Origin of the sequence: Enterobacter sp. MGH 33 (genome assembly GCF_000534535.1) — a bacterium.
In the GTDB taxonomy this organism is placed as follows: Bacteria; Pseudomonadota; Gammaproteobacteria; order Enterobacterales; family Enterobacteriaceae; genus Enterobacter; species Enterobacter hormaechei_C.
In genome coordinates, this window is sequence record NZ_KI973212.1 from 58,119 (window position 1) to 71,113 (window position 12,995).

At 58.1% G+C, this 12,995-nt stretch carries 12 protein-coding genes; 4 read left to right on the top strand and 8 right to left on the bottom strand.

Translation table 11 applies throughout. The features are described 5' to 3' along the window. Window positions 1-68: 68 nt before the first annotated feature. Window positions 69-1,409: an MFS transporter gene (locus tag L379_RS23485; protein WP_032651952.1), complete on the top strand. Its 1,341-nt coding sequence runs from the start codon at window positions 69-71 to the stop codon at window positions 1,407-1,409. Between the two features lie 45 nt (window positions 1,410-1,454). After that, window positions 1,455-1,928 (top strand): tRNA (uridine(34)/cytosine(34)/5-carboxymethylaminomethyluridine(34)-2'-O)-methyltransferase TrmL, encoded by a 474-nt coding sequence (gene trmL / locus L379_RS23480; protein ID WP_017693778.1) that lies wholly within the window; start codon window positions 1,455-1,457, stop codon window positions 1,926-1,928. Between the two features lie 38 nt (window positions 1,929-1,966). On the opposite strand, the gene ilvC is transcribed toward trmL, so the two are convergent. Continuing rightward, window positions 1,967-3,442, bottom strand: a complete 1,476-nt coding sequence (gene ilvC, locus L379_RS23475) for a ketol-acid reductoisomerase (protein WP_006808634.1) — start codon at window positions 3,440-3,442, stop codon at window positions 1,967-1,969. Between the two features lie 152 nt (window positions 3,443-3,594). Between ilvC and ilvY the strand changes: the two genes are divergently transcribed. Then, window positions 3,595-4,485 carry an HTH-type transcriptional activator IlvY gene (gene ilvY, locus L379_RS23470; RefSeq protein ID WP_017693777.1) on the top strand — a complete coding sequence of 297 codons (891 nt, stop codon included), beginning with the start codon at window positions 3,595-3,597 and terminating at the stop codon, window positions 4,483-4,485. A gap of 97 nt (window positions 4,486-4,582) precedes the next feature. Here ilvY and ilvA read toward each other — a convergent pair whose 3' ends face one another. From ilvA to ilvL, 7 genes are all read right to left on the bottom strand, one after another. Then, window positions 4,583-6,127, bottom strand: a complete 1,545-nt coding sequence (gene ilvA, locus L379_RS23465) for a threonine ammonia-lyase, biosynthetic (RefSeq protein ID WP_086524719.1) — start codon at window positions 6,125-6,127, stop codon at window positions 4,583-4,585. Between the two features lie 2 nt (window positions 6,128-6,129). After that, a complete protein-coding gene (gene ilvD, locus L379_RS23460) occupies window positions 6,130-7,980 on the bottom strand; it encodes a dihydroxy-acid dehydratase (protein WP_032651955.1) in 1,851 nt (616 codons plus the stop codon). 60 nt (window positions 7,981-8,040) lie between these two features. Further along, window positions 8,041-8,970, bottom strand: a complete 930-nt coding sequence (gene ilvE / locus L379_RS23455; RefSeq protein WP_003860182.1) for a branched-chain-amino-acid transaminase — start codon at window positions 8,968-8,970, stop codon at window positions 8,041-8,043. A gap of 18 nt (window positions 8,971-8,988) precedes the next feature. Beyond that, window positions 8,989-9,252, bottom strand: coding sequence for an acetolactate synthase 2 small subunit (gene ilvM / locus L379_RS23450; RefSeq protein ID WP_003860184.1), 264 nt, complete (start codon window positions 9,250-9,252; stop codon window positions 8,989-8,991). Further along, entirely contained in the window at window positions 9,249-10,895 is a 1,647-nt protein-coding gene (gene ilvG, locus L379_RS23445; protein WP_023304625.1) for an acetolactate synthase 2 catalytic subunit, read from the bottom strand. The genes ilvM and ilvG overlap by 4 nt, the downstream gene beginning before the upstream one ends. Before the next feature lie 2 nt (window positions 10,896-10,897). Beyond that, window positions 10,898-10,948, bottom strand: coding sequence for a peptide IlvX (ilvX, locus tag L379_RS26175; RefSeq protein ID WP_166792073.1), 51 nt, complete (start codon window positions 10,946-10,948; stop codon window positions 10,898-10,900). Window positions 10,949-11,034: 86 nt separating this feature from the next. Continuing rightward, a complete protein-coding gene (gene ilvL / locus L379_RS24660; RefSeq protein WP_001311244.1) occupies window positions 11,035-11,133 on the bottom strand; it encodes an ilv operon leader peptide in 99 nt (32 codons plus the stop codon). Between the two features lie 340 nt (window positions 11,134-11,473). Between ilvL and L379_RS23440 the strand changes: the two genes are divergently transcribed. After that, window positions 11,474-12,994 (top strand): YifB family Mg chelatase-like AAA ATPase, encoded by a 1,521-nt coding sequence (locus L379_RS23440; protein ID WP_032620478.1) that lies wholly within the window; start codon window positions 11,474-11,476, stop codon window positions 12,992-12,994. Window position 12,995 lies beyond the last annotated feature (1 nt).

A 12,995-nucleotide genomic window follows, 5' to 3' on the forward strand; every position in this document is an offset into this window, starting at 1 on the left:
GCCGTCCGCAATTGTATAGACAAGCAAATACAAGAACACAAAAACAACATCAGATCGGAGTGGAGCGTATGGCGTATTCAGGTAAGGTGGATATTCAGCAGGTGATCGATGAAAGTCCTTTTTCAGGGTTTCACTGGCTTCTAATTGTGCTGGGCTTTCTGGTGCTGGCGATTGATGGGTTTGATACCGCAGCGATGGGTTACATTGCGCCTACGCTGTCGACGGAGTGGGGAATACATAAACAGGATCTGGGGCCGGTGCTGAGTGCGGCGCTGCTGGGGCTGTCGCTGGGTGCCCTGATTGCAGGTCCGGTATCGGACCGGATGGGACGCAAGCGCGTACTGGTCTTTTCGTGTCTGTTCTTCGGCCTGGCGAGCCTGGGCACGGCCTGGGCGCAAAGTCTGAATACCCTGACGCTATGGCGATTTCTGACAGGCCTCGGCCTCGGCGCTGCCATGCCTAACGCCATCACGCTGATCTCCGAGTTTGCCCCCCAGCGCTGCCGCGCCATGGCAATTAACACCATGTACTGCGGCTTCCCTCTGGGTGCGGCGGGCGGCGGAGCAATCTCGTCCTGGCTTATCCCTCACCATGGCTGGCGAAGCGTGCTGCTGACCGGCGCGATTGCGCCGCTGATTTTAACGGTGCTGCTGGCGCTGCTGTTGCCGGAGTCGGTGAAGTTTCTGGTGCAGCGCGGGAAAGACGTCGCCCAGGTTCGCCGCATCGCCAGCCGGTTCGCCCGCAGCACGCTGGATAGCGTCACGGGCTTTTTCCTCGCGGAGGAGAAAGTCGCGTCGAAAAAAGGCAGCGTGTCGCAGCTGTTTTCCATGCCCTGGCTGCCCGGCACCCTGATGCTGTGGGTCACCTATTTTATGGGGCTGGTGATTTATTACGTCCTGCTGAGCTGGATGCCAACACTGATGCAGGGGATGGGATATGCGCTGGCGGAATCCGCCTGGCTTACCTCGCTGTTCACCTTCGGCGGCACCGCTGGCATTTTGCTCGCGGGCTGGATGATGGATCGCTGGGAAGCGCACAAGGTGGTCGCGTGTGGTTTCGTGCTGACGATGGGCCTGATTCTTTTACTCGGCATTGAGCATAACCATATCGCCCTGTTTGGCGGGTTAATTTTCCTGATGGGGATCGCGATGAACGGCGCGCAGTCGGGCATGCAGACCCTGGCCGCCACCTTTTACCCTACCGAGTGCCGAGCGACGGGTATCGCCTGGATGCAGGGGATCGGCCGCTTCGGCGGCGTGGCGGGCACCATGACCAGCGCCCAGCTTCTTTCCATGCAGTGGCAGGCGGACAGTATTTTAATGATCCTCAGCGTACCTGCTCTCGTGGCTGCGGCGGCAACCGTCTACAAAATGCTGTATAGCCGCGCGCAGGAGCCGGGCGTCGCCTAGTCCCTCTCTTTTCTGCTATTCTGCCCCCGCAATTAAGGGGACAGCATGCTTAACATCGTCTTATTCGAACCAGAAATTCCGCCGAACACCGGCAATATTATCCGCCTGTGCGCCAACACCGGTTTTCGTCTGCACATCATTGAGCCGATGGGCTTTACGTGGGACGACAAACGTCTGCGCCGCGCGGGGCTGGACTACCATGAGTTTACCGCCGTCGTTCGTCATCACGATTACGCCGCGTTTCTGGGATCCGAAAAACCACAGCGCATGTTCGCCCTGACCACCAAAGGTACGCCAGCGCACAGCGCCGTACGCTATCAGGACGGGGATTATCTGATGTTTGGTCCGGAAACCCGCGGCCTGCCGGCCACCATTCTGGATGCCCTGCCCGCTGAGCAGAAAATTCGTATTCCGATGATGCCGGACAGCCGCAGCATGAACCTGTCGAATGCGGTGTCGGTGGTGGTGTATGAGGCGTGGCGCCAGCTGGGTTATCCCGGCGCGATATTGCGTAGCTAAAACAGTTCGGGTGGCTTACGCCACCCGATTCGTCGTGTTTAGCCTGCTACCGCGATACGTTTCATATCGGTCATGTAGCCACGCAGTTTCTGGCCCACTTTCTCGATTTCGTGGCTGCGAATCGCTTCGTTGACGTCACGCAGCTGCGCGTTATCAACCGCTCCTTCCGCAATCGCCTGGCCCAGATCGCCCGCTTGCAGGGTGGTCATGAACTCTTTCAGCAGCGGTACGCAGGCGTAAGAGAACAGGTAGTTACCGTACTCGGCGGTATCGGAGATCACCACGTTCATCTCATACAGACGCTTACGGGCGATGGTGTTCGCGATCAGCGGCAGCTCGTGCAGCGATTCATAGTACGCAGATTCTTCAATGATGCCCGAATCCACCATGGTTTCGAACGCCAGCTCAACGCCCGCTTTCACCATCGCGATCATCAGGACGCCTTTATCGAAGTACTCCTGCTCGGTGATCTTGCCGTCATACTGTGGTGCGGTTTCGAACGCGGTTTTACCGGTCTCTTCGCGCCAGGTCAGCAGTTTCTTATCGTCATTCGCCCAGTCCGCCATCATGCCGGAAGAGAACTCGCCGGAGATGATGTCGTCCATATGTTTCTGGAACAGCGGCGCCATGATGGTTTTCAGCTGTTCAGAGAGTGCGAACGCGCGCAGTTTTGCCGGGTTGGACAGACGGTCCATCATCAGCGTAATGCCGCCCTGCTTCAGCGCTTCGGTGATGGTTTCCCAGCCGAACTGAATCAGTTTTTCCGCGTATGCCGGATCGGTGCCTTCTTCCACCAGCTTGTCGAAGCACAGCAGAGAGCCGGCCTGGAGCATGCCACACAGGATGGTCTGCTCGCCCATCAGGTCAGATTTCACTTCCGCAACGAAGGAAGATTCCAGCACGCCCGCACGATGGCCGCCAGTGGCCGCAGCCCAGGCTTTGGCAATCGCCATGCCTTCGCCTTTCGGATCGTTTTCCGGGTGAACGGCGATCAGCGTCGGTACGCCGAAGCCACGTTTGTACTCTTCGCGCACTTCGGTGCCCGGGCACTTCGGTGCCACCATCACCACGGTGATGTCTTTACGGATCTGCTCGCCCACTTCAACGATGTTGAAGCCGTGGGAGTAACCCAGCGCGGCGCCGTCTTTCATCAGCGGCTGTACGGAACGCACAACGTCAGAGTGCTGCTTGTCCGGCGTCAGGTTAACCACCAGATCCGCCTGCGGGATCAGCTCTTCGTAGGTGCCCACTTTGAAGCCGTTTTCGGTCGCTTTACGCCAGGAAGCACGCTTCTCAGCAATCGCTTCTTTGCGCAGGGCGTAGGAGATATCCAGCCCGGAGTCACGCATGTTCAGGCCCTGGTTCAGACCCTGTGCGCCACAGCCGACAATGACCACTTTTTTACCCTGAAGGTAGCTCGCGCCATCAGCAAATTCATCGCGCGCCATGAAGCGGCATTTGCCCAGCTGCGCCAGCTGCTGGCGCAAGTTCAGTGTATTAAAGTAGTTAGCCATGGGTGATACCTCGTGATGTTGTGTGTCTTATTGTTCGGTTCGCGTTTCAGCGAGAATGTACCCACATTACAACAGGAAATTTATTGCGGAAATTGATATATTCACAACGTCACATTGCAATTTATGCAATGTAAAAAGAGGGAGTGGAATCGGTGGATTTACGCGATCTGAAAATGTTCCTGCACCTGGCGGAAAGCCGTCACTTTGGCCGTAGCGCCCGGGCGATGCACGTCAGCCCCTCCACGCTGTCGCGCCAGATCCAGCGCCTTGAGGAAGACCTCGGCCAGCCGCTGTTCGTGCGCGATAACCGCACCGTCACCCTCACGGAAGCAGGTGAAGAGCTGCGCATCTTTGCTCAGCAGACGTTATTACAGTATCAGCAGCTGCGGCACACCATCGACCAGCAGGGGCCGTCGCTTTCCGGCGAGCTGCATATTTTCTGCTCCGTGACCGCTGCCTACAGCCATCTTCCCCCCATTCTTGACCGCTTCCGCGCGGAACATCCGTCGGTTGAAATTAAGCTCACCACCGGCGATGCCGCCGACGCGATGGAAAAAGTGGTTACGGGCGAAGCGGATCTGGCGATTGCCGGAAAACCTGAAACGCTGCCGGGGGCGGTGGCGTTCTCGATGCTGGAGAATCTGGCGGTAGTGCTGATTGCCCCGGCGCTGCCCTGCCCGGTGCGCAACCAGGTTTCGGTGGAGAAACCGGACTGGTCCACGGTGCCGTTTATCATGGCCGATCAGGGGCCGGTGCGCCGCCGCATTGAGCTGTGGTTCCGCCGCCAGAAGATCAGTAACCCGTCGATTTACGCCACGGTCGGCGGCCATGAGGCGATGGTATCGATGGTGGCGCTCGGCTGCGGCGTAGCGCTGCTACCGGAAGTGGTGCTGGAAAACAGCCCGGAGCCGGTGCGCAATCGCGTGATGATTTTAGAACGCAGCGACGAGAAAACGCCGTTCGAGCTCGGCGTGTGCGCACAAAAAAAGCGGCTGCATGAGCCGCTTATTGATGCGTTCTGGACGATATTGCCGAACCACTAAAGCCGGGTGGCGCTGCGCTTACCCGGCCTACACGCAGTTCAACCCTTAGAACGTAGGCCTGATAAGCGCAGCGCCATCAGGCATTTTCCCGAACAACCTAACCCGCCAGGAAGAAACGGAACGCCGGGTTGTGGGTTTCGTCATGGCACTCATAGCCCAGCTCGTTCAGGCGCGTTTCGAAATCCGGCTCGTGCTCGCCCAGCTCGAACGCCGCCAGTACGCGGCCATAGTCGGTGCCGTGGCTGCGGTAGTGGAACAGAGAGATGTTCCAGTGCGTGCCCAACGTGTGCAGGAACTTGAGCAGCGCGCCCGGCGATTCCGGGAACTCGAAGCTGAACAGGCGTTCCTTCAGCGGCTTGGATGGACGGCCGCCGACCATGTAACGCACGTGCAGCTTCGCCATCTCGTCGTCGGAGAGATCGACCACGCTGTAACCGCCGTCATGCAGCAGGCTGAGGATCTCTTTGCGCTCCTCCACGCCACGGCTCAGACGCACGCCGACAAAAATGCACGCATCTTTGGCATCGGCAAAGCGGTAGTTGAACTCCGTTACCGAACGACCGCCCAGCAGCTGACAGAACTTCAGGAAGCTGCCCTTCTCTTCCGGAATGGTCACCGCCAGCAGCGCTTCACGCTGCTCACCCAGCTCACAGCGCTCGGAAACGTAGCGCAGACCGTGGAAGTTCACGTTGGCACCGGAAAGCACGTGCGCCAGACGCTCGCCGCGAATATTGTGCTGGGCGATGTATTTTTTCATTCCCGCCAGCGCCAGCGCGCCGGATGGTTCCGCCACCGCACGCACATCCTCGAAGAGATCTTTCATCGCCGCGCAGATAGCGTCGCTGTCGACGGTGACGATATCGTCGAGATACTCCTGGCACAGGCGGAACGTTTCGTCGCCAATGCGCTTCACCGCCACGCCCTCGGCGAACAGCCCGACGCGCGGCAGATCTACCGGATGTCCGGCGTCCAGCGCCGCCTTCAGGCAGGCAGAGTCTTCCGCTTCAACCGCAATCACTTTGATCTGCGGCATCAGCTGTTTGATCAGCACCGCCACACCTGCGGCTAAGCCACCGCCGCCCACCGGGACGAAAACGCGGTCGAGATGGGCGTCCTGCTGCAACAGTTCCAGCGCCAGCGTACCCTGCCCGGCAATCACCATCGGGTGATCGAACGGCGGCACCCAGGTGAAGCCCTGCTGCTGCGCCAGCTCAATCGCTTTGGCTTTGGCTTCGTCAAAGTTAGCGCCGTGAAGCAGCACTTCTCCGCCGAACCCGCGCACCGCGTCGACCTTGATATCTGCGGTGGCGACCGGCATCACGATCAGCGCCTTCAGCCCCAGACGCGCCGAGGAGAACGCCACGCCCTGCGCGTGATTGCCCGCCGAGGCGGTAATCACCCCGCGCGCTTTCTGCTCGTCCGTCAGCCCGGCCATCATCGCGTAGGCGCCGCGCAGCTTGAAGCTGTGCACCGGCTGCCTGTCTTCACGCTTCACCAGAATGACGTTGTCGAGACGCGAAGAGATTTTGTCCATTTTTTGCAGGGGCGTGACCTGCACCGCTTCATAGACCGGCGCGCGTAGTACCGCTCTCAGGTATTCCGCCCCCTCCGGGGCGGCGGATAAGGGTTGTGACTCGGCCATCATTAGCCCCCCAGTTTAGATTTATCGCGCACCGCGCCTTTATCTGCACTGGTGGCAAGACTCGCGTAAGCGCGCAGGGCGAAGGAGACTTCACGCTGACGATCTTTCGGCGTCCAGGCTTTGTCGCCGCGGGCTTCCTGCGCCTCACGACGGGCCGCAATCTCCTGGTCACTCAGCTTCAACTGAATGCCGCGGTTCGGAATGTCGATTTCGATCAGGTCGCCATCTTCGATGATCGCGATATTGCCGCCGCTTGCCGCTTCTGGCGAGACGTGACCAATGGAGAGGCCTGACGTGCCGCCAGAGAATCGACCATCGGTGATCAGCGCGCAGGCTTTGCCGAGGCCCATCGATTTCAGGAAGGTGGTCGGGTAGAGCATCTCCTGCATGCCCGGACCGCCTTTCGGCCCTTCGTAGCGAATGACCACCACGTCGCCTTCCACCACTTTGCCGCCGAGGATAGCGTCTACCGCTTCGTCCTGGCTTTCATACACTTTTGCCGGGCCGGTAAATTTCAGGATGCTGTCGTCCACGCCTGCGGTTTTCACAATGCAGCCATTTTCCGCGAAGTTACCGTACAGCACGGCCAAACCGCCGTCTTTGCTGTAGGCATGTTCCAGCGAGCGAATGCAGCCTTCGGCGCGATCGTCATCCAGCGTGTCCCAGCGGCAATCCTGCGAGAACGCCTGGGTGGTACGGATGCCCGCCGGACCGGCGCGATACATGTTTTTCACCGCGTCGTCTTTGGTCAGCATCACGTCGTACTGCTCCAGCGACTCCGGCAGCGTCAGGCCGAGCACGTTTTTCACGTCGCGGTTCAGCAGCCCGGCACGATCCAGCTCGCCGAGAATACCAATCACGCCACCCGCACGGTGGACATCTTCCATGTGGTACTTCTGGGTACTCGGCGCGACTTTACACAGCTGCGGCACTTTGCGGGAGAGCTTGTCGATGTCGCTCATGGTGAAGTCGATTTCAGCTTCCTGCGCGGCGGCCAGCAGGTGCAGAACGGTGTTGGTGGAACCGCCCATGGCGATATCCAGCGTCATGGCGTTTTCGAACGCCCCTTTGCTGGCGATGTTACGCGGCAGCGCGCTGGCGTCGTCCTGCTCGTAGTAGCGTTTGGTCAGCTCAACGATGCGCTTGCCCGCGTTAAGGAACAGCTGCTTACGGTCGGCGTGGGTCGCCAGCAGCGAGCCGTTGCCCGGCTGAGACAGGCCCAGCGCTTCGGTCAGGCAGTTCATGGAGTTGGCGGTGAACATCCCGGAACAGGAGCCGCAGGTCGGGCACGCGGAACGTTCCACCTGGTCGCTCTGCTCGTCAGAGACTTTCGGGTCCGCGCCCTGGATCATCGCATCGACCAGGTCGAGCTTGATGATTTTGTCGGAGAGCTTGGTTTTCCCCGCTTCCATTGGGCCACCGGAGACGAAGATCACCGGGATGTTCAGGCGCAGGGAAGCCATCAGCATCCCCGGGGTGATTTTGTCGCAGTTGGAGATACAGACCATCGCATCGGCGCAGTGGGCATTAACCATGTACTCCACCGAGTCGGCGATCAGCTCGCGCGACGGCAGTGAATAGAGCATTCCCCCGTGGCCCATTGCGATACCGTCATCCACCGCAATGGTGTTGAACTCTTTCGCCACGCCGCCGGAGGCTTCGATTTGCTCGGCAACCAGCTTGCCGAGATCGCGCAGGTGCACGTGGCCCGGTACAAACTGGGTGAAGGAGTTCACCACGGCGATAATTGGCTTGCCGAAATCGGCGTCGGTCATTCCGGTGGCGCGCCACAGTGCGCGGGCACCCGCCATATTACGGCCGTGGGTGGTGGTGGCTGAACGATACTTAGGCATGCTTTATTTACTCCCGTCTGACTATTTAATGGGACGGTGCGTGCCGTCCCAAATTTATATTTAGTGATTAACCTGATCCAACCAGCCGTATTTGTCTTCTGTTTCGCCGGTGAACAGGCCGAAGAAGGCTTGCTGAATGCGTTTGGTGACCGGGCCACAGCGGCCTTCGCCCACCTGAATGCCGTCTACGCTACGCACCGGCGTAATTTCAGCCGCGGTACCGGACATGAACACTTCGTCAGCCAGGTACAGTGATTCGCGGGACAGTACCTGCTCGCGCACTTCGATACCCAGATCTTTTGCCAGCTTGATGATGGCGTCGCGGGTGATGCCCGGCAGCGCGGACGAAGTGAATGGCGGGGTGAACAGAATGCCGTCTTTCACTTCAAACAGGTTTTCACCCGCGCCTTCGGAGATGTAGCCATTCACATCCAGCGCGATACCTTCCTGATAGCCGTGACGGCGCGCTTCGCTGCCGACCAGCAGTGAGGAAAGGTAGTTACCGCCCGCTTTAGCCGCAGTCGGGATAGTGTTTGGCGCCACGCGGTTCCAGGAAGAAACCATTGCGTCGATCCCCTGATCCAGCGCTTCCGCGCCCAGGTAGGCGCCCCACGGGAACGCGGCAATGATCACATCGGTGTTATAGCCAGCGGGCGGGTTGACGCCCATGCCGACATCACCCACGAAGACCAGCGGACGAATATAGGCGCTGGTCAGTTTGTTCTGGCGAATCACCTCGCGGCAGGCTTCCATCAGCTCATCAACGCTTTGGGAGACCGGGAAACGATAAATTTTGGCTGAGTCATGCAGACGCTGCATGTGTTCGCGATGGCGGAACACCACTGGCCCTTTGTGAGAGTCGTAGCAACGGATCCCTTCAAACACGGAGGTGCCGTAGTGCAGCGCGTGGGACATCACGTGAACTTTCGCGTCTTCCCAGCGAACCATCTCACCATTGAACCAAATGTAATCAGCTTTTTTTGTCGTCATTTTTTCGTCCTGTCACGCTTAAGCGCGGATTTGTTGTGATGTGGTTGTGCTCTGGCAGATGGCAACATGGGCAACGTCTACCAGTTTTGATAACTGACTAAACAGTAAGTCGACCGGCCGCGGGCTGGCAACGGTTAATTCGATACTGATGTTCTGCGCGTCGGTGGCCGTTTCCATATTCATAGAGCAAATCTGAAAGCCACGGTGGCGAACCACGCGCAATACGCGTTCTAACGTTTCCGGGTTGAAGCGAGCCTGCACGGCGACCTGATGTTGCATCATGATAATTTCTCCAGCATTTGTGAGTTACTGGCACCGGGCGGTACCAACGGCCAGACGTTCTCAAGCTCGTCGATTGAGACATGAAGCAGGTATGGCCCTTCGCTTGACAGCATGGTGTCGAGTGCCGCTTCAACCTGGTCTTTACGGGTGATGTGCTGGCCAGGAATGCCGAAGGCGCTGGCCAGGGTGAGGAAATCGGGGTTATCGGTCAGGGTCGTTTCGCTGTAACGCTCCTGGAAGAACAGCTGCTGCCACTGGCGAACCATGCCTAAACGCTGGTTATCGAGCAAGACGATCTTCAGCGGTAACTGCTTACGCTTCACGGTGCCGAGCTCCTGGACGTTCATCATGAAGGAGCCGTCACCGGAGATACAGATAACGGTATCGTTCGGGCGGGCAACCTGCGCGCCAACGGCTGCTGGCAGACCGAAGCCCATCGTGCCTAAGCCGCTCGAGGTGATAAAGTTCTCCGGGCGGGTGTAGGTCATGTGCTGGGCTGACCACATCTGATGCTGGCCGACATCCGTCGTTACCACGCTGTCTGCGGGTTTACGGTCTGACAGCTGTTTCAACAGCAGCGGCGCATAGATGGCGTCGCCTGGGTGATCGTAACGCCACGCGTGTTCAGTACGCATATCAGCGGTGTGCTGACGCCATGGGTTGATATCCAGCGGCTGCTCCAGCGCCGGTAACAGCGCGTTAAGATCGCCCTGCAACGCGACATGCGCCTGACGCAGTTTGTTCATCTCCGCCGGGTCGATGTCCATATGGATCACTTTGGCGTTCGGCGCGAAGGTATTCAGCTTGCCGGTAACGCGGTCGTCAAAACGGGCGCCGACGGCGATAAGCAAGTCGCATTCCTGCACCGCCAGGTTTGCCGCTTTGGTACCATGCATCCCCAGCATGCCGAGGTAGTACGGGTAATCCGCCTCTACCGCACCGAGACCTTTCAGCGTGCAGGTGGCGGGCATTTGCGTGGTCGCAATGAACGCGCGAAGCGCCGGAACAGCCTGCGCCATGCCCACGCCGCCGCCTACGTACAGCATCGGTTGTTTGGCCTGCGCCATCATCTGACGCGCCTCTTCCACCTCTGCATGCGGGAACGCATTATCGCTTTCCACGGTAGAGAAATGCGGCTCCAGATCGCCGAGTGCAACCTGGATATCTTTCGGGATATCAACCAGAACCGGGCCAGGACGGCCAGAGCTGGCAACCTCGAACGCTTCGGCCATCACCCGCGGCAGCTCTTCGAGAGACTGAACGAGGAAGCTGTGTTTGGTGCAGGCCAGCGATAAACCGAGCACATCCACTTCCTGGAAGGCATCGGTGCCGATGAACGGAGAGGCCACCTGGCCGGTGATCGCCACCACGGGTACGGAATCGAGCAGCGCGTCAGCCAGGCCGGTGATCAGGTTCGTTGCGCCCGGACCGGAGGTGGCCATACAGACGCCGGTTTTACCGGTCGCACGGGCATAACCGATGGCGGCCATCGCTGCGCCCTGCTCGTGTCGGCACAACAGGTGTTCCACGCCGCCGTCATACAGTGCATCGTAAATCGGCATAATTGCGCCACCCGGATAACCGAATACGGTTTCGACTCCCTGCGCGCGCAACGCATGTACTACCCATTGTGCCCCATTCATAGTTAGTTCCCCGTCATAAATCTGGAGAAACAGAATTTTGTGCTAGTCGTCATTCTCTGCTCCTCATTTAAGTTTTTTAGTCATAAAAAAACCCCCGGACCTTTCGGTGCGGGGGTCTTAGTTCGTTAAGGCTTGATTTCTAAGCCTTTCCTCGTCCAAGTGCAGCCCCGCACGGTGGGATAATAATCACCACCACGCTAATCACGACCAGGCTAATCACTCGTAGAAGGGCTGTCATTTTCAGTTCTTTTTGCATCTTGTTCGAAGGAATACCTAAAGAGTTACCACAGATATTTCATCTGACACAAGATTTTTTTATGACCTATATCTGTAGCATGCGAACTATTTCTTTCAAAATCGTTGTTTTATATAGGGAAAAAATAGAAATGAAGATTTTTCATTTTTTTGTCCTGCTTCATCCGGCAAGGCGCGCATGATTTCTTTTCTGCGAGGCCGATTCCACCGACATGTAAGGATTACATTTTGCCGCTAAAAGGCTGGAACGAGCGCCGTAATTCAGTGAATTAGTGCTAAACAGGAAAAAATGATGCTGGCATAGTCACCGCCAAGGAGGGCTTATGTCACTGTCAGTTGTTTATACACGCGCGGCCATCGGCGTGAAGGCACCGCTTATTTCTGTAGAGGTTCATTTAAGTAATGGACTGCCCGGACTGACGCTGGTCGGCTTACCAGAAACGACCGTTAAAGAGGCGAGGGATCGCGTGCGCAGCGCAATTATTAATAGCGGTTATGCTTTTCCGGCGAAGAAGATCACCATTAACCTTGCGCCTGCCGATTTGCCAAAGGAGGGAGGGCGATATGATTTACCTATTGCTATAGCGCTTCTCGCGGCTTCTGAACAGCTCAATACGCCAGGGCTAAGCTCGTGTGAGTTCGTGGGTGAATTAGCGCTTACAGGCGCGTTAAGAGGCGTTCCCGGAGCAATCTCGGGTGCGCTTGAAGCCATACGCGCGGGAAGACAAATCATTGTGGCCAATGAAAATGCCTCTGAAGTAAGCCTTATCGCCGAAAAGGGGTGTCTTGTCGCAGGACATTTGCAAGAGGTTTGCGCCTGGCTGGAAGGCCGACACGAGCTTGCCGAGCCGCAGGAGAATGACGAGGTGGCGCCAGCTTCGCCCGAAGATCTCAGCGATATTATGGGTCAGGAACAGGGTAAGCGGGCGTTAGAGATAACGGCCGCGGGTGGGCATAACCTGTTACTGATAGGTCCGCCAGGCACGGGGAAAACGATGCTGGCGAGCAGATTGAGCGGCCTGTTGCCACCCCTCAATAATCATGAAGCGCTGGAAAGCGCCGCGATATTTAGCCTGGTCAGTTCTACGTCGCTGCATAAACAGTGGCGCCGCCGTCCTTTCCGCTCTCCACACCACAGTGCGTCTCTTACCGCGATGGTGGGCGGGGGTTCGATCCCCGGACCGGGTGAAATCTCACTGGCGCACAACGGCATTTTGTTTCTGGATGAATTGCCAGAGTTTGAACGCCGCGTGCTGGATGCATTGCGGGAGCCGATTGAATCCGGCGAAATCCATTTGTCTCGTACACGGGCCAAAATAAGCTACCCTGCGCAGTTTCAGCTAGTCGCGGCGATGAACCCTAGCCCTACGGGTCATTATCAGGGCAATCATAACCGCTGTACGCCGGAGCAGACGCTGCGCTATCTGAGTAAGCTGTCTGGCCCCTTTCTCGACCGTTTTGATTTATCTCTCGAGATCCCCCTGCCCCCGCCCGGTCTGCTGAGGCAAACCGGTATTAGGGGCGAAAGCTCAGCAACTGTGCGTGAACGGGTTATTGCGGCGCAGGCGCGGCAGTATGCTCGTCAGAACAGGCTGAATGCCCGGCTGGATAACAGCGGGATCCGACAGTTTTGTTCTCTCAACGCTGAAGATGCAGGCTGGCTGGAAGAGACACTGACGCGGTTTGGGCTATCCATTCGCGCGTGGCAGCGTTTGTTGAAAGTAGCGCGCACGGTCGCCGACGTGGAGGGCTGCCCCGGAATAGAGAGGCGGCATTTGCAGGAGGCATTAAGTTACCGTGCGATCGATCGGCTGCTGTTGCATCTGCAAAAAATGCTGGCGTAAA